Annotated in this window: 23 protein-coding genes and 1 pseudogene; 12 read left to right on the forward strand and 12 right to left on the reverse strand. The window is 42.4% G+C overall.

The features are described from left to right. Positions 1–351: 351 nt before the first annotated feature. Positions 352–492, reverse strand: a complete 141-nt coding sequence (locus ACEWB7_RS12255) for a hypothetical protein (RefSeq protein ID WP_373683635.1) — start codon at positions 490–492, stop codon at positions 352–354. A 468-nt stretch (positions 493–960) separates the two neighbouring features. Between ACEWB7_RS12255 and ACEWB7_RS12260 the strand changes: the two genes are divergently transcribed. Further along, complete coding sequence (locus ACEWB7_RS12260; protein WP_312310114.1) at positions 961–1,743, forward strand: rRNA large subunit pseudouridine synthase E; 783 nt, start codon at positions 961–963, stop codon at positions 1,741–1,743. A gap of 8 nt (positions 1,744–1,751) precedes the next feature. Here the strand turns inward: ACEWB7_RS12260 and ACEWB7_RS12265 are convergent, their stop codons facing one another. Both ACEWB7_RS12265 and ACEWB7_RS12270 read right to left on the reverse strand, forming a co-directional pair. Further along, the gene (locus ACEWB7_RS12265; RefSeq protein ID WP_312310112.1) at positions 1,752–3,110 is read right to left on the reverse strand and encodes a heavy metal sensor histidine kinase; all 1,359 of its coding nucleotides are present in this window, start codon (positions 3,108–3,110) and stop codon (positions 1,752–1,754) included. Beyond that, positions 3,107–3,778 carry a heavy metal response regulator transcription factor gene (locus ACEWB7_RS12270; protein WP_180069037.1) on the reverse strand — a complete coding sequence of 224 codons (672 nt, stop codon included), beginning with the start codon at positions 3,776–3,778 and terminating at the stop codon, positions 3,107–3,109. The genes ACEWB7_RS12265 and ACEWB7_RS12270 overlap by 4 nt, the downstream gene beginning before the upstream one ends. Before the next feature lie 174 nt (positions 3,779–3,952). Between ACEWB7_RS12270 and ACEWB7_RS12275 the strand changes: the two genes are divergently transcribed. The 3 genes from ACEWB7_RS12275 to paaI all read left to right on the forward strand — a co-directional run bounded on the left by ACEWB7_RS12275 (position 3,953) and on the right by paaI (position 5,388). Beyond that, positions 3,953–4,396 (forward strand): heme-binding protein, encoded by a 444-nt coding sequence (locus ACEWB7_RS12275; protein ID WP_312310111.1) that lies wholly within the window; start codon positions 3,953–3,955, stop codon positions 4,394–4,396. Between the two features lie 31 nt (positions 4,397–4,427). After that, positions 4,428–4,826, forward strand: coding sequence for a hydroxyisourate hydrolase (gene uraH, locus ACEWB7_RS12280; protein ID WP_159123243.1), 399 nt, complete (start codon positions 4,428–4,430; stop codon positions 4,824–4,826). A 169-nt stretch (positions 4,827–4,995) separates the two neighbouring features. After that, complete coding sequence (gene paaI, locus ACEWB7_RS12285; RefSeq protein ID WP_180011661.1) at positions 4,996–5,388, forward strand: hydroxyphenylacetyl-CoA thioesterase PaaI; 393 nt, start codon at positions 4,996–4,998, stop codon at positions 5,386–5,388. Between the two features lie 71 nt (positions 5,389–5,459). Here paaI and ACEWB7_RS12290 read toward each other — a convergent pair whose 3' ends face one another. Continuing rightward, the gene (locus tag ACEWB7_RS12290) at positions 5,460–7,163 is read right to left on the reverse strand and encodes a M61 family peptidase (RefSeq protein ID WP_312310109.1); all 1,704 of its coding nucleotides are present in this window, start codon (positions 7,161–7,163) and stop codon (positions 5,460–5,462) included. 175 nt (positions 7,164–7,338) lie between these two features. Between ACEWB7_RS12290 and ACEWB7_RS12295 the strand changes: the two genes are divergently transcribed. From ACEWB7_RS12295 to slyD, 3 genes are all read left to right on the forward strand, one after another. Next, positions 7,339–8,652, forward strand: coding sequence for a D-alanyl-D-alanine carboxypeptidase PBP6B (locus tag ACEWB7_RS12295; protein WP_312310107.1), 1,314 nt, complete (start codon positions 7,339–7,341; stop codon positions 8,650–8,652). Positions 8,653–8,863: 211 nt separating this feature from the next. Next, on the forward strand, positions 8,864–10,150 hold the full coding sequence (locus ACEWB7_RS12300) for an NAD(P)/FAD-dependent oxidoreductase (protein WP_312310105.1): 1,287 nt from the start codon (positions 8,864–8,866) through the stop codon (positions 10,148–10,150). A gap of 136 nt (positions 10,151–10,286) precedes the next feature. Further along, the gene (gene slyD, locus ACEWB7_RS12305) at positions 10,287–10,769 is read left to right on the forward strand and encodes a peptidylprolyl isomerase (protein WP_004784172.1); all 483 of its coding nucleotides are present in this window, start codon (positions 10,287–10,289) and stop codon (positions 10,767–10,769) included. A gap of 139 nt (positions 10,770–10,908) precedes the next feature. Here slyD and ACEWB7_RS12310 read toward each other — a convergent pair whose 3' ends face one another. The 5 genes from ACEWB7_RS12310 to ACEWB7_RS12330 form a co-directional block, all read right to left on the reverse strand. Further along, positions 10,909–11,682: a M48 family metallopeptidase gene (locus tag ACEWB7_RS12310; RefSeq protein WP_125279059.1), complete on the reverse strand. Its 774-nt coding sequence runs from the start codon at positions 11,680–11,682 to the stop codon at positions 10,909–10,911. A 112-nt stretch (positions 11,683–11,794) separates the two neighbouring features. Beyond that, the gene (locus ACEWB7_RS12315) at positions 11,795–12,103 is read right to left on the reverse strand and encodes a hypothetical protein (RefSeq protein WP_180034209.1); all 309 of its coding nucleotides are present in this window, start codon (positions 12,101–12,103) and stop codon (positions 11,795–11,797) included. A 93-nt stretch (positions 12,104–12,196) separates the two neighbouring features. Continuing rightward, positions 12,197–12,982, reverse strand: a complete 786-nt coding sequence (locus ACEWB7_RS12320) for a M48 family metallopeptidase (RefSeq protein ID WP_159123237.1) — start codon at positions 12,980–12,982, stop codon at positions 12,197–12,199. 129 nt (positions 12,983–13,111) lie between these two features. Continuing rightward, positions 13,112–14,431 (reverse strand): adenylosuccinate synthase, encoded by a 1,320-nt coding sequence (locus tag ACEWB7_RS12325; protein ID WP_004784184.1) that lies wholly within the window; start codon positions 14,429–14,431, stop codon positions 13,112–13,114. Positions 14,432–14,510: 79 nt separating this feature from the next. Further along, a complete protein-coding gene (locus ACEWB7_RS12330; protein ID WP_312309737.1) occupies positions 14,511–15,677 on the reverse strand; it encodes an ATP phosphoribosyltransferase regulatory subunit in 1,167 nt (388 codons plus the stop codon). Between the two features lie 533 nt (positions 15,678–16,210). Between ACEWB7_RS12330 and ACEWB7_RS12335 the strand changes: the two are divergent. Both ACEWB7_RS12335 and ACEWB7_RS12340 read left to right on the forward strand, forming a co-directional pair. Next, positions 16,211–16,897, forward strand: a pseudogene (locus ACEWB7_RS12335) (AzlC family ABC transporter permease); the annotation flags it as partial. Beyond that, positions 16,894–17,193: an AzlD family protein gene (locus ACEWB7_RS12340; protein ID WP_312309738.1), complete on the forward strand. Its 300-nt coding sequence runs from the start codon at positions 16,894–16,896 to the stop codon at positions 17,191–17,193. The pseudogene ACEWB7_RS12335 and the gene ACEWB7_RS12340, both read left to right, overlap by 4 nt. Positions 17,194–17,229: 36 nt before the next feature. On the opposite strand, the gene ACEWB7_RS12345 is transcribed toward ACEWB7_RS12340, so the two are convergent. Beyond that, complete coding sequence (locus ACEWB7_RS12345; protein ID WP_005236433.1) at positions 17,230–17,526, reverse strand: hypothetical protein; 297 nt, start codon at positions 17,524–17,526, stop codon at positions 17,230–17,232. Positions 17,527–17,705: 179 nt separating this feature from the next. Further along, positions 17,706–18,734: a type I glyceraldehyde-3-phosphate dehydrogenase gene (locus tag ACEWB7_RS12350; RefSeq protein ID WP_312158220.1), complete on the reverse strand. Its 1,029-nt coding sequence runs from the start codon at positions 18,732–18,734 to the stop codon at positions 17,706–17,708. Positions 18,735–19,143: 409 nt separating this feature from the next. Here ACEWB7_RS12350 and alaS point away from each other — a divergent pair, with 409 nt between their 5' ends. The 3 genes from alaS to csrA all read left to right on the forward strand — a co-directional run bounded on the left by alaS (position 19,144) and on the right by csrA (position 23,688). After that, the gene (alaS, locus tag ACEWB7_RS12355; RefSeq protein WP_312309741.1) at positions 19,144–21,837 is read left to right on the forward strand and encodes an alanine--tRNA ligase; all 2,694 of its coding nucleotides are present in this window, start codon (positions 19,144–19,146) and stop codon (positions 21,835–21,837) included. Positions 21,838–21,901: 64 nt separating this feature from the next. Then, positions 21,902–23,182, forward strand: a complete 1,281-nt coding sequence (locus tag ACEWB7_RS12360; protein ID WP_262738227.1) for an aspartate kinase — start codon at positions 21,902–21,904, stop codon at positions 23,180–23,182. A 248-nt stretch (positions 23,183–23,430) separates the two neighbouring features. Next, positions 23,431–23,688 (forward strand): carbon storage regulator CsrA, encoded by a 258-nt coding sequence (gene csrA, locus ACEWB7_RS12365; protein WP_004784202.1) that lies wholly within the window; start codon positions 23,431–23,433, stop codon positions 23,686–23,688. Between the two features lie 79 nt (positions 23,689–23,767). Here the strand turns inward: csrA and rnhB are convergent, their stop codons facing one another. Next, positions 23,768–24,358 carry a ribonuclease HII gene (rnhB, locus tag ACEWB7_RS12370; protein WP_312309744.1) on the reverse strand — a complete coding sequence of 197 codons (591 nt, stop codon included), beginning with the start codon at positions 24,356–24,358 and terminating at the stop codon, positions 23,768–23,770. Positions 24,359–24,368: the final 10 nt, after the last annotated feature.

The following is a 24,368-nucleotide window of genomic DNA, read 5'->3' on the forward strand; positions in this document are numbered from 1 at the left end:
CAGAGACATGCTTCTGCAATTGCTCAACCATCAAATAGAAAGTTGACCATGAGATGCCTGTGTATCGCTTGAACTGAGGATCAGAAAGCTTGTTTGAATCGATGTATTTCATCCGCAGATTATGCACGAATGCCAAGAAATCCGGAGTGCAAATATTAACCAAAAAGAAGATCGTTTTTTGATTTATGAAAGAGATCTAATAGATTAATCATGTAACTTTAATTTTGATACAACTTTTCTTACTCATCTTATCTAAAAATATTTAAATGATAAAAATAAAAAATCCCAACAATATATGTTGAGATTTTCTATTTATAATCAAATTAAACTAGCAGTAAATATAAGTAATGCTCAGGCTATAAAATCTCGTAAAATGTGTTGATTGATCACTTCATCAAAACTTAGATTTGAAAGATTTTGCTTGTTATGTTTGATGCTTTTATAACAATAACTCGCTGCAATACCCATACTAATTAAAGTCAACAATTTCATTGTTCACCTCAAAATTAAAAATATTAGAAACTGTGAAATTAAAATATCAACTTGCTTTGTAGTGGTCTAAGCCAGTTTGGAAAGCTTTTGTATGGTATGTAAATCCGTTAAGACCATTTCAGATCTATAAAAATCATTGTCAATTTTTTGCTTAGCCTTGAATTGTCTGATCTTCCCTTAACTGACTCGACAAGTTCAGTAGAAAATGAAGATCATTGAGGATTAACATTCTTAAACGGAAGATCATATTTGAATACAAAAAGTACATCATTTTAAAGCGGCATGGTCGCAATCAAATTAGATACAAAACATAAATTCAAGGAAGATAAATCAGAATCTGCTATGATAGCTTCCACTTAGTGGACTCTTTTATGTCTTCCCTTATCTCCTACTTATAAGTAAAGGAGTATCACAATGGGCAACATGACTTCCACACCAGAATTATTTTATATATTTTAGTAGGTTAAAGTGAAAATTGTTATTCTTAACAAGCCTTATGACGTCCTCTCCCAATTTCGTCCAGATGAAAAACATCAGACTATGGCGGATTTCGTAGACGATCCGGATCTGCGTATTGCCGGTCGTCTAGACATGGATTCTGAAGGTTTGATGTTCCTAACCGATCATGGCGGTTTAAACCAATATATTACCAATCCAGCCAGCAAAAAATTCAAAACTTATCTGGTTCAGGTCGATGGTGATATAACCGAAGAAGCTCTAGAACAGCTTCGTAAAGGCGTTGAACTGAATGACGGTATTACGCTGCCAGCCAAAGCAATTAAAGTCACTGAACCGGAATGGTTATGGGAACGTAATCCTCCTGTACGTTTCCGTGCTTCTGTTCCAACTTCATGGGTCGAAATTTCAATCTGTGAAGGCCGTAACCGCCAAGTTCGTCGTATGACTGCAGCAGTCGGCTTTCCTACCTTACGTTTGATCCGTACCAAAATCGGTTCAATTGATCTGGTTCAATTAGGTTTACAGCCAGGTGAAACTAAAGAAATTGAACCCCTACTTTATCCAGACTTTAAAGATGTGCCTGCTCAAGCACCTTACCGCTCGCGCTCTTATGTGAAAAAACCGGGTGGTACCGGTGGTAAACCAATTAACAAGAAAGTAACTAAAGACGGCACTAAGAAAAAAACCGGTACACCGCGTATCTGGCAAATGGAAGAAGGTGAAAAACCACGTCGCAAGACCAATGGTACCACCCGTCCAAATACCAAGAGTCGTGGCCGTCGTACACGTTAAGCCACTGCTTAGATCGGGAAGATCAAACTAAAGACCACACCTTGAGGATGGTTATTCACCTGAACTTCCCCCTGATGCAACTGCATAATCGACTGTACAATCGCCAAGCCCAAACCACCCGTTTGGGCTTTTTGATGCCGGCTGCTATCAACTTGATAAAAGCGTTCAAACAGATGGGCTAAATGCTGTTCGCCAATATGTACACCTGCTGTCAGTACATCAATCCGACAGCTATTTTCTGTAGTCATCGCCGTGATTCTGATCTCGCCATTTTCCTTACCATATTGCACGGCATTGCTGAGTAAATTGGCAAGCGCACGTTGCAGATGTTCTGGATGCGCAGCTATATTCAGTTGAGCCGGAATATCCATATAAATAGACATATTTTTTTCTTCTGCCAGAAACTCAAAATATGCCAGCAAATCTTCTATGATCTGGCTAAGTTCTAGTGTCTGTTTTTCTATCTGATAGTGGCCATGTTCAACTCGGGCGATAAATAGCATGTTTTCAATCATCTGAGTTAGACGTTCATACTCTTCCAGATGGGAATACAGCAAATTTTCTAATTCATCGCGACTGCGTGACTTCGACAAGGCAATCTGGGTTTGCCCCATCAAGTTATTCAGGGGCGTTCGTAATTCATGGGAAATATCTTCAGAAAATCGGGCCAACTGTTCATAGCCTTGCTGTATTCGGTCCAGCATGGCATTCATAGCCTCTGTTAGTTGCTGCACCTCAATAGTTCGGGATGGCAACTCGATACGCTGATCCAGCTGCTGCACATTAATTTGCTGAGTGGCGTAAATTAATTGGCGCATGGATCGCAGTAGATAGTGTCCCATCAGCCAGGCTAACAAAGTAGATAAAATAATACCAAGCAGAGTGTAGATCACTAATTTTATCAGGTAATGTTTTAAAACCTGTTGCCCTGCTGCGAGCTGCTTACCGGCAATCAGTTGATAAGACTGTCCATTAAAGTCCACTTGCTTAAATGCCAAACGGGTCGTGGGTTGTTCAAGCTTATTATTTTGATAATTCAGCCTGGTGTGATAATCCAATAGAGGAATAGTAATATTTAAAGGATTAATATCAATTAATGTATTCTGCGCGTTTTTAAGGATCAGTAAGTTGTCTTCCTGTCCAAGCATATTCTCATAAAGCTCTGGATGTTCGATCAGCACCTGAAAGCTTTGCTGATCAGCCAGAAATATTTCTATTCTGGAAATCCGCAAGGCCAAAGCTTCATCCTGCTGTTGTTGCACCATCTGCTGCATATTGTGATAGGACAACCCGCCGATACTTAAAAAAACGATACAGGAAATAAGGCCAAAAGCGATGCCGAGACGTGTGCCCAAATGCATTTTCATGCGTGCACATCCAGCTTATAACCCATACCACGTACAGTATGAATAAGTTTTGGACTGAAATGGTCATCAATTTTAGAACGTAATCGGCGTACGGCAACATCAACGACATTGGTGTCGGTATTGAAATTAATATTCCAGACTAGTGAAGCAATTTGTGTCCGGGTTAAAACTTCGGACTGGTGTTCCATCAGCAACTGTAAAAGCGCAAACTCCTTTTGGGTAAGCTCAATTTTTTGCTGGTCTCGAAATACTTCCCGGGTTAAACGATTCAGCTCTAAATTGGCCACCTGATACATTTCATGTTCAACTTTCGGTACACGGCGCAGCAGGCTTTTGATTCTGGCCAAAAGTTCGATATAAGAGAAAGGCTTAGTTAAATAGTCATCTGCACCCAGTTCCAATCCTTTGACCCGGTCAAGCACATGATCTTTGGCAGTCAGCATAAGTACGGGAACTTTAGAAAAAGTACGCAAGGTTTTGAGGACTTGCCAGCCGTCTAGGTCGGGCAGCATCACATCCAGCAATACCAGATCAATCTGTTGCTGTTCCAGCACCGATAAGGCATGCAGGCCATTACCCACTTGTGTAGTCTGGTAGCCGGATTCATTTAAGCCTGTAGCCAAGAAGCCGGCAATTTTGGTTTCATCTTCTACAATTAAAATATGCATGGGCTGAGTTTAATCAATTTCATACGGCGCAAAGATTACAAATTGGTAATCTGATTGTCATCCATGAGCTTCCATTCTTTGATTATGATCTTCTCAATTTCTATATGACTGAACATTATCATGAGAAGTAGATTAAATCAGAGAAAAATATTTTTATATCTAGCGAGTTTAGCAATGGTTAGCTTAAGCCATGCTGAATTAAAAACGGCCTATATTATGGACTTGAGCACAGCAAACCAACTTGCTGAGAATGTCATGCAAGCTTGTCAGAAAGCCAGCAAACCCGCTGCAGTCACAGTACTGGATCAAGGCGGCAATGTCCTGACCAGCCAACGGCATGAATCTGTCGGAATTCACAATTTAACTGCATCACAACGTAAAGCCTTTACTGCATACTCGACTAAGACAAATACATTAGATTTTATGCGTCATGCACAAAAGAACCCGGATGCACAGAATTTAAATACCTTGGAGGAATTGTTATTACTGGGCGGCGGGGTGCCTGTAGTTTATAAAAACCAGCTCATTGGCGCTGTTGGTGTCGCAGGCTCTGGTGGCTCTGAACAGGATCATCAGTGTGCCGTACAAGGCTTTCAACATACTTTAAAACAACTTTAATTTTATCCATCTCTAGAGTAGGAACAGACAAATGAAAAAAATTATTTTTGGTGCTCTTCTAGCGGCGACAGCAAGCTTTTCTTTTGCACAGAATCCTTTAAGTGTGCATGTGCTGAATCAGGAAACTGGTCTGCCCTCCGCCAATGTCGCGGTGATTTTGGAAGCTCAGCAAGGTGACAAGTGGATAAAACTGAATGAGTTAAAAACAGATGCCAATGGCCGTATCAAAGAGTTTTATCCTAAAGATACAGCTTTACAGAAAGGCATCTATAAAGTGACCTTCAAAACCGGTGACTGGTTTAAGGCCAATAATCAACGCACCTTCTTCCCTGAAGTACCTGTGGTATTTACGATTGACGGTGCTTTGGAGCACTATCATATTCCCTTATTACTGAGCTCTTATGGTTATTCAACCTATCGTGGTAACTAATTCTTAATCACTAAAAGCGTCATTTTCATGGCGCTTTATTTTGATAAGTAAAATGGCTGCATTTCATCATTCATCTGGCTTTCGCTTGTTATTTATCTCCTAGAATGTTATTTATGATTCATATAATTAATATTTTCAAAATAAGTGTATCTAAAAAAGGAGTTTTACAATGGATCAGCAAGTGAACCAGATGTTTAATCAGGACCGGTTAATTCAGTATCTCGGTGCGCATCTAATTTCTTATAACCACAATCATGCGAAGATTGAACTTAAAGTGTCTGAACAACATTTACAGGGGCATCAGACCTGTAACGGCGCTGTGATTTTTGCATTAGCTGATGCTGCATTTGCCATTGCCTGCAATACCGGCGAACATCCAGCAGTCGGCCAACATTGTGGTATTCATTATCTGAAACCGGCACTGCTCGGTGATACCCTTACCGCCATAGCTGAACATAAAGCCAGTAGCGGTCGCAGTGGGATTTACGATATTCAGATCCTGAATCAGGAAGATCAAATCGTGGCTGAATTCCGTGGAACCTCACGACTGATCGTTAAATAATTATTCTAAAACTTAATGCAATAAAAAAACCGGTGCATCAACACCGGTTTTTTAAAACAGCAAATGCTAAATTAAGCTTTCAACCATTTCTCAGCTTTAGTTTGATCTTCAACTTTCAATTCAACTTCAGTCAGTTCAGAACCACCATTTTGAACGTCAAAAGTCATCAGCTCATCACGACGGAATGCATGGACAGTATACGTACCTTCCTGTTTCGCATATTTCTCGACAAGTTTCGTCGTTGCTTTAAGTCCATCAATCGCCACAATCACATCATTCGCTGAAAGGCCCGCTTTCACCCCTGCTCCATCACGACGTGCAGACTGAACCAGCACACCTTCAGGCTTATCTACAAGTTTCAAACCAAATGGTAATGACTTGTCATTTTTCAGCGTATAGCTCACGCCAAATTCAGGTAATAACTGATCTAATGGCAATTCATCAGTAGTATTGATCAGGTGATTAATCTGTTCTAACCAGTTATCACCAGTCAATTCCTGACATAACTCAAAGATAGTGCGTTCATTTACCTGAATGCCATTTTGCGTATTTTCATATAGCTTACGCATCAAAGCGTCCAGACTTGAGCCACGCAGACGTAAACCTAGATCCAGACAAAGTGCAACTAAACAGCCTTTATTGTAGTAGCTGGTACCGGCATTATTTGAGTTTTCATCCTGACGATAGAATTTTACCCAGGCATCAAAGCTAGACTCAGATACTGACTGAATAAAACGTCCCGGGTTTTGCAAATAACGGTCAATCTGCGCTTTGAGCAATGCAATATAAGATTCCTGATTAATCACGCCACTACGGAGCAGAATCAGGTCATCATAATACGACGTAAACCCTTCAAAGATCCAAAGCAAAGAGGTATAGCCTTCTTTATTTAGATCATAATTCACGAAGTTTTCTGGACGAATAAATTTCACTAACCATGAATGGAAATACTCATGACTACATAGGCCAAGGAAACGCTGATAATCTCTCGATGGCTCTTCAGGCTCATCTACTTTAGGGAAATCATCACGCGGTGTAATCAGACTGGTTGAGTTTGGATGCTCCAAACCGCCATAGCTGTTCCCGGTGGCTATGGTCATAAAGGTATAATCATTGAATGGCGCAGAACCGAACATGGAAATTTCTGTCGCACAGATTTTTTCAATGTCCTGCTTCATACGCTGTTCATTCATCGCATGCTTGCCTGACACCACAAACTCATGCGGAATGCCATTGGCTTCAAAGCTGAAACGGGTCTGCTCTGCCAGTTCAAACGGCGCATCAATCAGTTCAGCATAGTTTTTAGCTTTTAAGGTATAACGACCTTTGACCAGACTTTTAGCCTGCATACCTGTCGCAAGCTGGAAATGTTTTAGCTCATCCGGCAGGAATACTTCTACTTCAATTTCTTTATGTTCCTGACCTTCCAGCCCTAAACATGCACAAGCCGGGTTCACATAAAGACGGTTTTGATCCACATATGCACCACGAACAGACAGGTCATACGCATAGACATCATATTCCACCGTAATCAGTTCATGATCCGTATTGAATAAACGCCATTTATTCTTTTCAAACTTCTGGATTTGTAGCTGGCGTCCATCCTCATCATAAGCCTTGACCGCTTCAATATGCTTTGAGAACTCACGAATCAGGTAACTGCCCGGAATCCAAGTCGGTAAAGAAAGGACTTGCGTTGGGTCTGCTAAAAAGCGAAGAGTTACGTGAATAAGGTGCTGACGATAATCGTCAAATTCGATTTGATAATGCAACATAATAGGCGATATAAAATACAAATAAATGAGTTATAGCTTAGCTTAGCATTTTTTAGGCCAGTATTGCTTAGCTGTCGCATTTGTCTACATTTCTGACTAGCTATCCTTAAAAAAAAGGCATAGCATGCGTGAAAATTAAATCGTTCATCGACCGGTTGGTTATTAAGGAACACCTTTGAAATACATCATCTCACTGCTTGCAGTTCTCAGCCTGTTTGTGCCTGCAATTTCATATGCTGCCCTTCTGAATATTTTGCCTGAAAGCGTTGAAGCAGAAGCATGGACCATTCTTGACTCACAGTCAGGCCAGGTCATTGCCGAACATAATGCCGACGTTCAACGTGCACCAGCATCCCTCACCAAAATGATGGTCGCTTATATTGCATTGAAGGAAATTCAGGCGGGCAAATTAGATAAAAGTGAAGTATTAACTGCAACGCCGATTGTGAAAACAGTGATGTGGGATGAGTCACAAATGTACCTGAAAGAAGGTGAGCAGATTTCGATTGATCAGCTTCTGGCAGGTCTGATTATTATGTCGGCGAATGATGCTGCTGTGACATTGGCAGAAAAAATTTCAGGTGATATTCCGAGCTTTGTCGAACGAATGAATCGGGAAGCAAAAGCGCTGGGTATGACTCATACCCATTTCCAGAATCCGGCCGGCATTACCATGCCTGAGCACTATTCTACTGCAGCCGATCTGGCGCGTTTGTCGGCAGCTGTGGTCAACCAGACTCCAGACTATCTGTATTATTCCAAGCAGCCAAGTTTTAGCTATAACAACCATTTTCACCGCGCCACTAACCGCGTGTTGCAAGTGGACCCAAGCGTGGACGGTTTAAAAACGGGCTTTACTCGCGCAGCCGGCTATAACCTGGCGCTTACCGCCAATCGTCCGACTTATGATATGGAACTTCCCCATCGTCGTTTGATCGTGGTAGTTCTAGGGACTAAAAGTGCTGCCAAACGTGCTGAAGTGTCGCATAAGTTGATGAATCTGGCGTATACATATACTCGTAATGAAGTCGCCATTAAAGACAAACAGCTACTGGCTGAATTACCGGTGATCAAATCGACTTTGAAAATGTTTAAGGTTCAGACTAAACAGCCGCAGATTATTACGACATCTTTATATGATCAGAATTATGCCATTGACCTGAACCAGTTCGATCAAAACCATCAACGGGTAATGTTGAATACAGGTGATGGTGTAATGCAAAGCATTGAACCGCTCCATGAAACCCAAACTCATATTAATGTGGAAATGACTGCTTCTGAGTTAATTGCACCTATGGCCAAAGTGATGCCATTAGCGACGATTCATGTGTATCAGAATAATCAGCTTATTCGTACCATCCAGATTGAAGATATGGTGGAACTTGAAGAAGCCGGTTTCTTCCAGAAATTCCTGAGCTGGTTATCTAGCTTCTTTGGCATCTTTACAGAAAATGCACCAAGTGCCAAACTCTATCCAATCCAGAAATAAACGCTGAATACAGTTAGAAGGCCTCATTTGTCTTCTAACTCCCACCATAGATTTCTTCTCTTCTCTCGTCGATTTTACCTCTTCTGCCATAATTGCTACGTTTTGTAATTTGTATAACAATTCTAATCAAGACGGCCTGCTGCCCATGCCATAGTATATTTGGTCTAAATTTCTCTTATTTTTATTAGAAAAATAAATAGGTTAATAATATATGACAGCACATCGAATCGTAATTGTAGGTGGTGGCGCAGGTGGATTGGAGCTGGCTACTCAACTGGGCGAAACCTTAGGCAAAAGTGGCCAAGCGCATATCACGTTGGTAGATCAGAAACTGACACATATCTGGAAACCCTTATTGCATGAAATTGCTGCAGGTACACTTAATCCGCATGCAGAAGAAACCAATTATTTTAGTCATGCTGCAGCTCATCATTATCACTTTGTGCTGGGAACATTTGTTGATCTGGATCGTAAGGCTAAAGAAATTGTTCTGGAAACAGATTACTTTTCTAAAAAATCCCAGCCTAAACAGAAGAAACACATCAGCTATGACACGCTGGTGCTGGCATTAGGTTCCACTTCCAATGATTTTAATACGGAAGGTGTCGCACAATACTGCCATTTTCTCGACAGCCGTCAGCAAGCTGATGTCTTCCAGCAGGATCTGCTGCATCTTTATCTCAATGCTCAAAATCAGACCTCTTCCCGTGAGCTTAAAATTGCCATTATTGGAGCCGGTGCGACTGGTGTAGAACTGGCTGCCGAGCTGGTGATCGCCAAACAAAACTTTTTTAAATATGGTCTGAACAAGATCGATCCAAATAAAGTCAAAATCACTTTGATTGAAGCCGCTGACCGGATCTTACCTGCACTGTCTGAGAAAATGGCTGAACACACCATGGAGCAGCTCAATCGTCTAGGTATTGAGGTATTAACCAGTCACCGGGTCGCTAAAGTCGATGAAGACCATATTTACTTTGCTGATGGTTCAAGCCTCGAAGCAGAAATTAAAGTCTGGGCTGCTGGAATTAAAGCACCAGAAGTTCTGGCAAAACTTAAAGAGCTGGAAAAAGACAACATTAATCGCCTAAAAGTTTATGCAACTCTGCAAACTTTGTCAGACCCGGATATTTTCGTTTTTGGTGATTGTGCTCACTGTCAGCCTGAAGCAGATCAACCGGTTTTAGGCCCCCGTGCACAGGTCGCCAGCCAGCAGGCCACTTTTCTGGTCCGAGCCTTAAAAGCACGCATTAATGGCGAAAGCTATTTACCGATGTTCAAGTTTTCTGACAAAGGTTCATTAGTGTCTTTAAGTCAAAACAGCGCTGTCGGTGAATTATTGGGTCAGGTCAATGTTCAAGGCTTTGTCGCGAAATCCATGTATGTATCCCTGTACCGGATTCATCAGGCCACCATTCATGGCTATACCCATGCTGGTCTGTTAACTGCCAAAGACTTTGTTACACGAAAAATTGCACCCAAGCTGAAATTGCATTGAAATTGTAAATATTGTCCTCATATATGAAAAAATCGTCATTAAACATGTCAAATTGCATTTTTTTGCTATTTTTAGTCTACAAAAATACAATTTCACTTTATGATGTACCCTTAAAAAATTGAATGGATCAATTAATATGACTGCTATTGCAAATAACCTCGTGGTTTCTTTCCACTACACATTGACTAACGCAGAGGGTGAAACTCTCGACAAATCTCAAGGTGAACCACTTGCCTATTTGCACGGTGCAGGTAACATCATCCCTGGTTTAGAAAAAGCTTTAGAAGGCAAAACTGTTGGTGAAAAATTCACTGTAAATGTTCCTGCTGCTGAAGGCTATGGCGAATATAACCCAGAGCTAGTGCAAGAAGTGCCTAAACAAATGTTCCAAGGCGTAGACAACATCCAGGCAGGCATGCAGTTCCAAGCACAAACTGATGACGGCGTTCAAATCGTAACTGTTAAAGCAGTTGAAGGTGACAACGTAGTTGTTGATGCTAACTTCCCGCTTGCTGGTCAAGATTTAACTTTCGAAGTTGAAATCGTGTCTATCCGTGAACCTTCTCAAGAAGAACTTGATCACGGTCACGTACACGGTGCAGGTGGTCACCACCACTAAGACTTCCCGGTCTTTAGCACAAAAAGGCAAAGTGAAAACTTTGCCTTTTTTATTGCCTTAAAATTTTAAATATAAAAAAGCAGGACTACTGCCCTGCTTTTCATCATTAAAATTGCGAATCACTCGAATTACGCAATCATTAACGTTTGTTATAGATCTGCATTGCTGCTGGCAGATTTTGACGCATTGCTGCAATACGTTGACTGTTCGATGGGTGAGTAGACAGGAAAGTCGCACCAGTGCTACCACCTTCAAGCTTGTTCATTTTTTCCCAAAGGGTAATCGCTGCATTCGGGTTATAACCAGCACGTGCCATAAGGGTTAAGCCACCTTGGTCCGCACGACTTTCTAGGTTACGTGAGTAAGGCAAGCCGATACCAATCTGGCTACCCAATTGTGCTACTGCAGCACCACCTTGTCCTACGCCCGCTGCATTTAAACCAATACCCAATGCCAGATCAGTCAGGGCTTGTGCACCAAGTTTCTGTTTCGCGTGCTCTTCCAGGGCATGGACCATTTCATGACCCATAATGGCTGCGATCTCAGCATCGGTCAGATTCAACTTATTCACGATACCGGTATAGAACACCACTTTACCACCAGGTGCGACAAAAGCGTTGACCTGATCAGATTTTAGTACAGCTAACTGCCATTGGAATGCAGTACCCGTCTGGTTCAGCTGGTTGGCATAAGGTTTTAAACGGTTAAAAACAGCATTAATACGACTATATGTCGCTGAACTGGTATCCAGCTGGCCTTTCGCTTTAGCGTCTGCCACCATGGCATTGTAGCTTTGGCTGGCTGAAGCATTTAAAGTCGCAGTATCTGCACCTGCAATATCGGCAATAGTTGTACAACCAGACAAAGTAATGGCTGCGGCTGCACCCATACCTAACAAGAATTTATTTTTCATTATAGTGACTCCACCATAAGCAAAAGGTTAATTTACATTGTAAAAAATTATAAGTTAAAGGCCGGAGCAACTAAATGTACAATTACTTCATCTTGTTATATTTTATGTAATTTTAACCCCAATACTGTATCGTAAGCCAATAAATCAGACAGACAATATTTAAACCTAAATATAAATAACACAAAGGTTTAATTTTTTCTTCTAAAATTTCACTTTTACGCTTAAAAAATAGAAAAGCATTCTGTAACAAGATGACCGGTACCAATACACAGGCAATGATCACACTCAAGCCAATAAATGCACCGTAAATAATGTCAGGATCCTGAGTTTGGGCACGGATAATCAGCATCGCAATGGTCGGTGCGCCGCCCATCGCGAATAACAAGGAATAGAACATCGTTCCCGAGATATTTTTATGCATCCTGCATACTCATATTTTATTTTGTTTTATTCTAACAAGCGCCATGCCACTGCACAGCACTTGCTGTTAAGACTTTAGTCCTGAATTTCCAAATTATTTCTTAGCTTTATATACCGTCATCGCTTCAGGCATCAGCTGTTGCAAGACTGCAATTCGGTCATCATTTGTTGGATGCGTAGATGTAAATTTATTCAGGACGCTATTGCCACGGCTGTCTTGCGCATTCATTTTTTGCCACAACGTAATCGCTGCATTCGGGTTATAGCCCGCTCGTGCCATTAGCATGAGCCCGCCTTTATCGGCACGGCTTTCCAGATTACGTGAGAATGGCAAGCCCACACCAAATTGAGCACCCATATCCAGCAGTAGCCCACCATAACCACCAGCGGACTGCCCGACATACTTGCTACCGATACTTACTGCCAAATCGGTAAGTGCTTGCGCTCCTACCTTATTTTTAGAATGTTCCTCAAGCGCGTGCACCATTTCATGTCCCATGATGGCAGCAACTTCATCGTCTGTAAGTTTTAGTGTGTCGACAATACCCGTATAGAACACCACCTTGCCACCTGGTGCGACATAGGCATTAATCTCGTTAGATTTGATCACAGCCACCTGCCAGTCAAACTTCTGACCAGTCTGGTTCAGTTGATCCGCATACGGCTTCATTTTCAGGAAAACCCGATTTACTTTTTTATAGGTGGCAGAAGTCGTATCCAGAATCTGTTTCTGCTTGGCCTCTGTCAGCATCTGATTATAGCTTTGTGCTGCACTCAGATTTAATGTAGCTGAATCAGCTCCCATCAAATCTGCAACCGTAGTACACCCCGTTAATGTGGTCGCAATGACCATCCCCGCCAATAAATTTTTATATTTCATGACCTTCTCAAATATATAAGGTCAAAACATCATAAAGAATCCAAACAGGTTTTCAATCATTTTTATAAGCTTTTCCAAATAAAAAACCCTGTGAAATCACAGGGTTTTTATCATTTTCAGCTTAAAGGATTAAGCATCAAACGGATGGCGAAGAATAATGGTTTCTTCACGGTCTGGACCAGTTGAAATGATGTCGATTGGACATTCAATCAATTGTTCAAGACGTTTCACATAGTTAATTGCCGCTTGTGGCAATTGATCTAGTGATTTCGCACCGAAAGTAGATTCTTTCCAGCCTGGCATAGTCTCGTAAATTGGTTTTAAAGTTTCAAATGCAAGCGCATCAGAAGAACCAACACAGCCAGAATCAGCAGCTTCGTAACCTACACAGATTTTCACTTCTTCCAAACCGTCAAGAACGTCAAGTTTAGTCAAGCAAATACCAGACAGTGAGTTCACTTCTACTGAACGACGCAGGATTTCAGCATCGAACCAGCCACAACGACGTTGACGGCCAGTAGACGCACCAAATTCTGAACCTACAGTACCCAGGTGTTTACCAATTGCATCACCTGTATCTGTTGCAGCGTCATACACCAACTCAGTTGGGAATGGACCTGAACCTACACGAGTAGTATACGCTTTAGTAATACCAAGAACGTAGTCAAGGTGTAATGGACCAAGACCTGAACCTGAGCTTACGCCACCAGCAGTCGTGTTTGAAGAAGTCACGTACGGATATGTACCGTGGTCAACGTCAAGCAATGAACCTTGTGCACCTTCGAACATGATTTTCTTGCCAGCTTTACGGTAAGCGTGAAGTTCACCAGTCACGTCCATAACCATAGGCTCGATCACTTTGCGCCATTCGTCGCAAAGCGCAAGTACGTCTTCAACTTTAACTGCTTCAACACCGAAGAATTGAGTCAATTGGAAGTTGTGGTATTCAAGCAATTCTTCAAGCTGAGCTTTCAGATGTTCGCCACCACGTACCAGGTCAGCAACACGGATTGCACGACGCGCTACTTTATCTTCATAAGCAGGACCAATCCCACGACCAGTTGTACCAATTTTCGCATTACCACGTTTTTTCTCACGAGCTTGGTCAAGTGCGATGTGGTGTGGAAGAATCAATGGACAGTTTGGAGAAATGCGTAGACGTTCACGTACTGGCACGCCTTCTTTTTCAAGAATATCCATCTCTTTGATGAGCGCTTCAGGTGAAAGAACCACACCATTACCAATTAAGCACAATACGTTTTCACGTAAAATACCTGATGGAATGAGGTGTAATACAGTTTTCTTACCACCAACCACGAGAGTATGACCTGCGTTATGTCCGCCTTGATAACGAACTACTGCAGCCGCTTGATCTGTGAGCAGGTCGACGATTTTACCCTTACCTTCGTCGCCCCATTGGGTACCAAGTACCACAACATTCTTGCCCATAATAGCCTCATTACATCATGCTGTTAAAGTTGAAAGTCCCACTCAGCGACATGAACACTGAGTAAAACAATTAAAGCGATTAAATCGTTTTGATAGTCCACTCACCGTCAACATTCACCAGCTGGTGAGTTGCATACGGTACTGAGTTTAAATCATCATTACCTAATAACTGAATTACACTTAAGCCTTGTGCACGGGTTGCCTGAATCGCATTTAACAGCGCAGCATCTGTACCCTTAGGTGCTACCACAACTTTAGCTGTAGCAAACTTGCCTGCACTTAAAGCATATAAGTCACAAGAGAAACCAGTTGCCGGACGTGCACGACCAAAATGCTCACCAATGCCATCATAACGGCCACCTTGTACCAGTGCCGCAGCACGGTTTGGTGCATAAACTGCATACATCAGGCCGGTGTGATAATGGTATGAACGTAACTCGACGACATCAATCCCAATATGCAGATTCGGCCAGCGCACCTGAACTTCATTTTTGGTGGTTTGCAGTGCATCAAATGCCTGTTTGAAGGCTGGATTTTCTAATACTTCAGCACTTAAATTCGTTTTTAAGGCATCCAGGTCACTTGCAAAGCGGCCAAGCGTATAGAAGTCTGAACCAAACTTAAGATTTGCAGTAAATTCAGCCAGTTCCGGCAATGCTTTACGTTGATACAGATCAGACAGTTGGCGTTCGGTTGCTTTACTTAAACCCGCTTGTGCAATCAGACTACGGAACAGACCAACATGACCTAAGTCAAGGTGGACGCCGTCGGCCAGACCCGCTTCCTGAATCAGGCTGATCATCAGGTCAACCATTTCCACGTCAGCATCAATGCTGTCTGAACCAAATAATTCTGCACCTAACTGCAATGGTGCACGTGTGGTATTAAATCCTTGAGGTTTCGTATGTAAAACCGTACCCGCATAGCAATAACGAGCCACACCTTCCACTGGATGTACATGCGCATCGATACGAGCCACTTGTGGTGTCATATCGGCACGCACACCAAGCAAACGGCCAGACAGCTGGTCGATCACTTTAAAAGTGGCTAAGTCTAAATCCTGATTCGATTCTGAGAGAGAAGATAGAGATTCAATGTATTCAATAAATGGCGTGTACACCAGCTGATAACCTCGAGATGCGAGGAAATCCAGTGATTGACGGCGCAGGCTTTCGATGACTTGCGCTTGTTCTGGTAATACATCAGCTACACCATCAGGTAATAACCATGTCTCTGAAATGGGCATGTTGTAAACCTAAATTCTTGTCAGCGCGGAATAAACCGCATAAAAAAATCGGGAGCACACCCGATTTCTCCTAGTCTAGCACGATCGTTTAGGCTGTGCATCGCAATTTTGATAATTTTCTCTGACTGAACAAAGGACTTAGATAGATAAACCAAATCATCTCTTTCTTATTAAGAGAAAATAGGCTGAATAAAATTTAATAACCAACATATCAACTTGATTTTCTAATATATTTCCCTAACCAAAACAATGACGAAAAACTTATTCTTGATTCAATCCTCATCTATCTAAGAGTAAAAATTTATAAAATATCAGTACTAGATGCTTAAAAATAATCCTATACAAAAACTCAATGTGGGAACTTAAATGACCAAGAAAACAGCATCATTCTGGTAGAGTTTAAAGGCACTGCAAAGACTCCTATATTTCTTATAAACTTTCTTTCTCCTTCTAGAATAAAACCCGATCATCTCATGCCTCCCTTCCAGCCACGTATTACGCCTTCTGATGCTACTCCTCTGAGTGAATTCTAGCGTGGTGTGAAAGACTGCATGCCTTTATTATTGGGTGTAATTCCTCTCGCGCTGGTCTTGGGCGCAACAGCAGCACAAAAAGATTTTAGCCTGCTTGAGGTTCCCTTGCTGACCGGGCTGAACTTTGCTGGCGGTTCCGAGTTTGCAGTTTTAGAAGCCTGGACTGATCCACCGCATCTGCTTACCTTAATCTTTATTAGTTTTCTCATTAACAGCCGCTATATTCTGCTCGGTGCCAGTTTAGTACCTTATTTAAGACATCTTCCAAATCGAAAAATCTTTCCGGCATTATTTTTTATGGTCGATGAAAGCTGGGCCTTAAGCCTGACAGATGCACAGCGTCGACTGGCACAGTTTGGTTATCGATATGCTTTTAGTCTGCCTTATTATGCCGGGCTATGTATTGTTCTTTATCTGGCCTGGGTCGGCTTTACGACACTCGGTGCCCTGCTTGGACCTGTGCTAGGTGATATTAACCGTTTTGGTTTTGATATGGCTTTCCCCGCCATTATGCTGGTCTTGCTGAAAAGTATGTGGAAAGGCTTTACTGAAGCCAGACCTTGGCTAATCAGTTTTATTTGTGCTGCTCTGGCTTATAGCTATCTACCGGGCAACTGGTATGTGCTGATTGGCGCACTTGCAGGCATTACCTCTGCCTTCTGGCTCATGCAGAAGGATGAAGCATGATTCAGATGAGCACTTTTATTGCAATCTTATTGGTGGCGCTAACGACTTACTGCGCCCGGATACTTGGCTATGTCCTACTCAAGAACAAAACCTTAAATAATCGTCAGCGTAAAATTCTGGAAGTAAATCCAGGTTGTGTACTGATTTCGATGATCACCCCATATTTTTTACGAGATGATCCGGCTGATCTGATCGCTATAATGGTGACACTATTCGTTGCATCACGCTTTGGCATGCTGCCGACCATTTTGATTAGCATGGCGTCGGCAGTTATTTTAAGAACGTTACTGGTTTAAATCCTTTATATAAGGCTAGGCCAGCATAAAAAGGTCTTATGACTTTGGTTCTACTACTTTAGCGAGCAGATTTACCAGTTCTGCATTTTGCAGTTCAACTTTTTGCAGTTTGGCTGTAGTCTGATCCAGTACTTCCTGCTGTACATGCATCTTTTTCGCCAGATCCTGCATAATTTCCAAGGTCTTTTTTAAATTTTCTTCCAGATGCGCCACTTTTTCCTCAACTGGCACGCCTTCCACACTTTGTGAACTCTCATTATTATTAAATTGCAGCCAGATCAAAAAGATTACAGCCAAGGTCAGTAATATAATAAATCCCCAGATCAACATCATGTGCTTGCTCTTATTCCATTTAATTATCTTTATCTTAACGAAAAAATATCCAGATCATAGAAATATTCGGCATAAATCCGGAGCTTTTCGATCAATTACGTTCAACTTCTTATTCATTTTCTTCTAATTTTTTAATTTTGCATAAAAAAGCACCCCATTTGGGATGCTTTCAAAATAGCTTAATCTGTATAAAAGGATTCACAGAGATCCAGCAAACGGTTGGCATAACCCCATTCATTATCATACCAGGCAAATACTTTAGCCTGATGCCCCACTACCAGGGTTTGGGTCAGATCCACAATCAATGAATAAGGCGAATGATTAAAATCGCTAGAGACCAAAGGCTCATCTGTCACAGACATGATTTCAGCAAAATCCTGACGTGCAGCGTTAATTAATACTTCATTTAACTGATGATCAGTAATGGGTGACTGAGAAATAAAAGTCAGATCAATTGCTGCGACATTAATGGTTGGCACGCGAATCGAATAACCATCAATCCGGTTCTCCATCTTCGGCATTACGCGTTTTAAAGCACCCAAAGCTGAAGATGTGGTTGGAATAATATTTTGCCCGGAAGCACGGGCACGTCTTAAATCACGATGGGCATGATCCAGTACTGACTGATCCGCTGTCACCGCGTGAATTTCAGTCATCAGTGCAGTTTCAATCCCAAAGGCATCATCAATGATTTTGACTAGCGGTACCAATGCCTGCGTAGTACAGGAAACACTGGAAATAATCTGGTCACTTTCTTTGACATCTCGATGGTTGACGCCATAGACAATTGCGGCATCCACTGTATCAAACGGTGCAGCGCCGATAATCACCCGTTTTGCCCCGGCAGTAATATGCTGAGTCGCTGCTTCACGCGAACGGAACAGGCCGGTACATTCCAATACCACATCAATATTCAATTCCCGCCAAGGCATTTCCACCGGATTCGCCTGTCTTAACACCTGAACTTTCTGATAAGCATCGCGATAAGTGACATGCAGGTAGGCATACTCATCTTCATACGTCAGATCAACCTGCCCCGGGAAACGGCCATGAGTAGAATCATATTTAAATAAATGCAATAAGGTTTCAACGTCGGCAACGTCATTAATGGCAACGATGTCAAAATTAAAATCTTTCGGATTTTCAAACCATGCACGCAACACATTGCGTCCGATTCGTCCAAAACCATTAATTGCGATACGTTGCATCGACGTTCCCTACTGCGGCATAAAACTTTGTGCGCCTATATTAATGGAATTATCCAGCTGACTGATAACTATTCAGCTAAATCCACTAAAAATTACACAGAATGTCCAATATTTCATCGAAAAATTCATGCTTTGCTTGAAGTAATCCAGTCTTTCTATCAGCGAGAATTAAGATAAATTGCTGTAATGACAATAGCTTTTGATTTTGCAGGGCATTTTTCTGATTTTTCTAATATTCATTCCTTATAGTTTTATGATCTATAAATATGAAAATCATTGGTTGAACAGGCATTTTCCGTTATAATTTGGCGTTTTTAAATATTTAAGCCCCGCATTGCAGCAGAGAACCAACCTTCTTGTCAGACTGTGATGTTTTTAGCCAAATCGGAAATTATGGAGTGACTTGGTTGTGAGTACTCGTTTTATGACATCAGCTGAAATTCGCGAAGCTTTTTTAAGCTACTTTGAATCGCAAGGGCATACACGTGTCGCGTCGAGTTCTCTGGTTCCTGCCAACGACCCAACATTATTGTTTACCAATGCTGGTATGAACCAGTTTAAAGACTGCTTCCTGGGTCTGGAAAAACGTGACTACGTTCGTGCAACATCTTCACAAAAATGTGTACGTGCAGGTGGTAAACACAACGACTTAGATAACGTTGGCTACACAGCTCGTCACCACACATTCTTTGAAATGCTGGGTAACTTCTCGTTTGGTGATTACTTCAAACGTGATGCGATTAAATTTGCTTGGGAATTTCTGACCGGCGACAAATGGCTGGCACTGCCTAAAGACAAATTGTACGTAACTGTGTATCACACTGATGACGAAGCGTTTGATATCTGGAATAAAGAAGTTGGTCTAGATGCCAGCCGTATTATCCGCATTGGTGATAACAAAGGCGAAAAATACGCATCAGACAATTTCTGGGCAATGGGCGATACTGGTCCTTGTGGTCCATGTTCTGAAATCTTCTATGATCACGGTGAGCACATTTGGGGTGGCCTGCCTGGTACGCCTGAAGAAGATGGCGACCGTTTCATCGAAATCTGGAACAACGTATTCATGCAGTTCAACCGTACTGCGGATGGCGTCCTGCACCCTCTTCCAGCACCTTCTGTTGATACCGGTATGGGCCTTGAGCGTATTTCTGCGGTTCTACAACATGTCAACTCAAACTACGAAATCGACCTATTCCAGCACTTGTTAAAAGCAGCTGCTGAAATCATTGGTTTAGATACGGCTGAACTTGAAGCGAAAGCACAAGCTGAAGGCAAACCAGTTGAATACCCTGCATCACTTAAAGTGGTTGCTGACCATGCACGTTCATGCTGCTTCCTGATTGCGGATGGTGTGAACCCTTCGAATGAAGGTCGTGGTTATGTCCTACGTCGTATCATCCGCCGTGCAGTTCGTCACGGTAACAAATTGGGTGCGACAGGTTCATTCTTCCACAAAATGTTGAAGCCTTTGATTGAAGTGATGGGTGCTGCCTACCCTGAACTTGAAGCAAACAAAACACGTATCGAAGCTGCATTGCTGAAAGAAGAAGAACAATTCGCGAAAACACTTGAGCAAGGTTTGAAATTGCTTGAAGGTGAATTAGCTCAACTGAAAGGTTCTGTGATTCCAGGTGAAGTTGTATTCAAACTTTATGATACCTATGGCTTCCCAACCGACCTTACAGCAGACATCGCACGTGAACGTGATTTAACGATTGATGAAGCTGGCTTTGAAAAAGAAATGGCTGCTCAGCGTCAACGTGCACGTGATGCTGGCAAATTTGCGATCGACTACAACTCTGTTGTGAAAGTTGAAGGTGAAACTCAGTTTGACGGTTACGATGCAACTGCAGGCGAAGGTCAAATCATCGCAATCTATAAAGATGGCGAGCAAGTTGACGAAGTGGTTGAAGGCGACGAAGCATTAATCGTTCTTAACCAGACTCCTTTCTATGCAGAAAGCGGTGGTCAAATCGGTGATACAGGACTCTTCAAAAACGATACCGGTATTTTCGAAGTTCAAGATACCAAAAAATCTGGTGGTGCATTCGTTCACCAAGGTATCGTGACTATGGGTAACTTGAAAGTTACTCAAAACGTGGAAGCAACGGTTAAAGCCGACATTCGTGCCGCAACTGCACGTAACCACTCTGCAACTCACTTGCTACACGCTGCCCTACGTCAAATCCTGGGTTCACACGTACAACAAAAAGGTTCATTGGTTGCGTCTGACGTATTACGTTTCGACTTTGCTAACGATCAGCCTGTAACGTTTGAGCAACTGCAAGAAATTGAACGTCTGGTAAATGCCGAAGTGATTGCCAACACCCCTGTTACCACTGAACTGCTCGACATCGAATCTGCGAAAGCCAAAGGTGCGATGATGCTGTTCGGTGAGAAATACGGTGAAGAAGTTCGCGTATTGTCTATGGGTTCAGTGATTGACGAAAAAAACTTCTCAATCGAGCTGTGTGGCGGTATTCACGTGAAACGTACAGGTGACATCGGTCTGTTCAAAATCACTTCTGAAGGTGGTGTCGCAGCAGGTGTACGTCGTATTGAAGCCGTAACCGGTACTAAAGCGGTTGAAGCCGTACAGAAAGTCGATCGTGATGTTCAATATATCAATGGTTTGTTAAAAGCACAGAACCATCAAACAGTCGAAAAAGTTGAAGCTGTGGTGGACACTGCGCATCAATTGCAAAAACAGATTGAACAGCTGAATCAAAAATTGGCAAGCCTACAAGCCGGTGAACTTTTAAGCCAGGTTCAAGAGCTTGCTGGTCGTAAAACATTAATCACGACTGTTCAGGCTATGGATGCGAAAGCACTACGTAACCTGCACGATGGTGTGAAATCAAAATTAGAAAATGCAGTCATTGTTCTTGCAGGTGTAGAGGGTGACAAGGTTAGCTTGATTGCATCTGTAGCTAAAGACTTTACTGCTTCTATTAAAGCGGGTGACATCATCAAACACTTGGCAACTGAGCTAGGTGGTAAAGGTGGTGGTAAACCTGACTTGGCACAAGGTGGCGCGCCACTTAACGAGAAGTTTGCTCCAGTGATGGCTGATTTAGCAGCTTGGCTTGAAGCAAAATAAAAACTTCATTTTGTGTAACTGACCCTGATCGGAAAATCAGGGTCATGGTTTATATGGAACAACTATGGCATTAATCGTTCAAAAATATGGCGGTACCTCAATGGGTACTCCCGAGCGCATTCTCAATGTTGCTCGTCGTGTGAAGCGCTGGCATGACCATGGCCACAAGGTGGTTGTAGTCGTATCTGCTATGAGTGGTGAAACCAACCGCTTGCTTGCTCTCGCGAAAGCCATTACCGAAACCCCTGACCCACGTGAACTTGACCAAATGGTTTCTACGGGTGAACAGGTAACGATTTCCATGTTAGCTATGGCGCTGAATTCAATTGGCGTTGAAGCTAAATCTTTAACTGGTCGCCAGGTTGGTATTAAAACTGACAGCGCATTCACCAAAGCACGTATCGAATCTATTGATACCGATGTATTGACTGAAAACCTGGATGCAGGCCGCGTGATCGTGGTGGCTGGTTTCCAAGGCTTTGATGCTGATGGCAATACCACAACTTTAGGCCGCGGTGGTTCTGATACTTCAGGTGTCGCACTTGCTGCAGCGCTTAAAGCGGATGAATGTCAGATTTACACAGACGTTGATGGCGTATATACGACTGACCCTCGTGTTGCGCCTAAAGCGAAAAAAGTAGACCGTATCTCTTTCGAAGAAATGCTGGAAATGGCATCTTTAGGTTCTAAAGTTCTTCAAATTCGCTCTGTAGAATTTGCAGGCAAGTACCAAGTGCCTTTACGCGTACTCTCAAGCTTCGATAATGACAATGATGGCGCATTTGACGAAGACTTCAAAAACAACGTCGGAACTCTTATTACTACTGAACTGGAAGACAACATGGAACAGCCAATTATCTCTGGTATCGCGTTCAACCGCGACGAAGCTAAACTGACTATTCTGGGTGTTCCAGATGAGCCAGGTATTGCATCTAAAATTCTTAAACCAATTGGTGATGCCAATATCGAAGTGGATATGATTATCCAGAACGTTGAAGAAGATGGTACAACTGATTTCACGTTTACTGTAAACCGCGGTGAACTCGCTAAAGCCAAAAAAATTCTTGAAGAAACTGCTCAAGCGATTGGCGCACGTGAAGTTGCAACTCGTGATGACATCGTAAAAGTGTCTATCGTAGGTGTAGGTATGCGTTCTCACGCTGGTGTAGCGAGCAAAATGTTCACTGCCCTTGCTGATGAAGGCATCAACATCCTGATGATTTCTACTTCTGAAATCAAGATTTCAGTAATTATCGAAGAGAATTATCTTGAGCTTGCAGTTCGCTCACTTCACACTGCGTTTGGTTTAGACCGTGAACATGGTGAATCTAGCGCACGCGCTTAAGAGAACTACAAAATACCGTCATTGTCTGACAGTATTTCATTAAATCTCTACAAAAATGCAGGGCCACTATAGTTTTTTTTATAGTGGCTCTGTTATATTAAGCCTAAGGATTTTCAACAGTCTGGATAGTTAACCTCTTCATTTCATGGACAGGACTTTCTATTCAAACTTTAATTATATAATTTTAGGTTGTGTTTTTTTATTACATTCAATAGATTGCAGGTTTTGCATTTTGCAAGGAGAGAAACATGCTGATTTTGACTCGACGCGTCGGGGAAACTTTAATGATCGGAGACCAAGTCAGCGTGACTGTACTTGGCGTAAAAGGCAACCAGGTTCGTATTGGGGTAAATGCTCCGAAAGAAGTCTCTGTACACCGTGAAGAGATTTACCAGCGTATCCAGCATGAACGTGCAATGCATGAACATCTTCAGCATATTGACCAGGATTATCAGCCTTCTTCTTATGAAGATGATAACCAGACACAAAATAACTTTAACCGTTAATTTTGTACGAATATAAAAGCGGCTTTTAAGCCGCTTTTAATTTGCCTAACTTTCAACTGCATAGCAAAATAATCAGACTTTATCCTGCCTGCTGCTGATCAAGCAACGCTGCCAGCACTTTTTTCACCGGTCCGAAACTACGACGGTGCTCATCAATCACCCCGTGTAAGGCAATCGCTTCAAAATGTGCTTTGGTCGGATAACCCTTATGCTTGGCAAAGCCAAATTGTGGATACTTCTGATCCATCTCTACCATCTGGCGATCCCGGGTCACTTTTGCCAGAATACTGGCTGCCGAGATTTCAGGATGCAGAGCATCCCCACCTACAACCGCATCACAGCTCATCGCAAGACCCTGAGGAATCTTGTTGCCATCGACCAGTACATGTTCCGGCTGAATGCTTAATGCTTCCACAGCGCGGCGCATTGCCAGCAAAGAGGCCTGCAAAATATTATGCTCGTCGATTTCTGCCGCAGAGGCTTCAGCGATGGCCCAAGCCAGTGCTTTTTCCTGAATCTCAATAAAAAATTTTTCGCGCTTCTTCTCGCTTAGCTTCTTGGAATCATTTAAGCCCTCAATCGGGTTATTCGGATCCAATATCACAGCCGCAGCGACCACCGATCCTACTAATGGCCCACGCCCTGCTTCATCTACACCAGCAATATTCATTTTATTTCCC

Origin of the sequence: Acinetobacter sp. NIOH-H-8 (assembly GCF_046635365.1) — a bacterium.
Classification (GTDB): Bacteria; Pseudomonadota; Gammaproteobacteria; order Pseudomonadales; family Moraxellaceae; genus Acinetobacter.

Bases quoted from the DNA above. Each gene is read 5' to 3' on its own strand.
- ACEWB7_RS12315 (WP_180034209.1), bottom strand. From the start codon at position 12,103: ATGCATAAAAATATCTCGGGAACGATGTTCTATTCCTTGTTATTCGCG.
- ACEWB7_RS12310 (WP_125279059.1), bottom strand. From the start codon at position 11,682: ATGAAAAATAAATTCTTGTTAGGTATGGGTGCAGCCGCAGCCATTACT.
- rnhB (WP_312309744.1), bottom strand. From the start codon at position 24,358: ATGAATATTGCTGGTGTAGATGAAGCAGGGCGTGGGCCATTAGTAGGA.
- ACEWB7_RS12320 (WP_159123237.1), bottom strand. From the start codon at position 12,982: ATGAAATATAAAAATTTATTGGCGGGGATGGTCATTGCGACCACATTA.
- ACEWB7_RS12265 (WP_312310112.1), bottom strand. From the start codon at position 3,110: ATGAAAATGCATTTGGGCACACGTCTCGGCATCGCTTTTGGCCTTATT.
- ACEWB7_RS12345 (WP_005236433.1), bottom strand. From the start codon at position 17,526: ATGATGTTGATCTGGGGATTTATTATATTACTGACCTTGGCTGTAATC.
- paaI (WP_180011661.1), top strand. From the start codon at position 4,996: ATGGATCAGCAAGTGAACCAGATGTTTAATCAGGACCGGTTAATTCAG.
- ACEWB7_RS12275 (WP_312310111.1), top strand. From the start codon at position 3,953: ATGGTTAGCTTAAGCCATGCTGAATTAAAAACGGCCTATATTATGGAC.
- slyD (WP_004784172.1), top strand. From the start codon at position 10,287: ATGACTGCTATTGCAAATAACCTCGTGGTTTCTTTCCACTACACATTG.
- ACEWB7_RS12350 (WP_312158220.1), bottom strand. From the start codon at position 18,734: ATGCAACGTATCGCAATTAATGGTTTTGGACGAATCGGACGCAATGTG.
- ACEWB7_RS12340 (WP_312309738.1), top strand. From the start codon at position 16,894: ATGATTCAGATGAGCACTTTTATTGCAATCTTATTGGTGGCGCTAACG.
- ACEWB7_RS12360 (WP_262738227.1), top strand. From the start codon at position 21,902: ATGGCATTAATCGTTCAAAAATATGGCGGTACCTCAATGGGTACTCCC.
- ACEWB7_RS12330 (WP_312309737.1), bottom strand. From the start codon at position 15,677: ATGCCCATTTCAGAGACATGGTTATTACCTGATGGTGTAGCTGATGTA.
- csrA (WP_004784202.1), top strand. From the start codon at position 23,431: ATGCTGATTTTGACTCGACGCGTCGGGGAAACTTTAATGATCGGAGAC.
- uraH (WP_159123243.1), top strand. From the start codon at position 4,428: ATGAAAAAAATTATTTTTGGTGCTCTTCTAGCGGCGACAGCAAGCTTT.
- ACEWB7_RS12325 (WP_004784184.1), bottom strand. From the start codon at position 14,431: ATGGGCAAGAATGTTGTGGTACTTGGTACCCAATGGGGCGACGAAGGT.
- ACEWB7_RS12270 (WP_180069037.1), bottom strand. From the start codon at position 3,778: ATGCATATTTTAATTGTAGAAGATGAAACCAAAATTGCCGGCTTCTTG.
- ACEWB7_RS12300 (WP_312310105.1), top strand. From the start codon at position 8,864: ATGACAGCACATCGAATCGTAATTGTAGGTGGTGGCGCAGGTGGATTG.
- ACEWB7_RS12255 (WP_373683635.1), bottom strand. From the start codon at position 492: ATGAAATTGTTGACTTTAATTAGTATGGGTATTGCAGCGAGTTATTGT.
- ACEWB7_RS12290 (WP_312310109.1), bottom strand. From the start codon at position 7,163: ATGTTGCATTATCAAATCGAATTTGACGATTATCGTCAGCACCTTATT.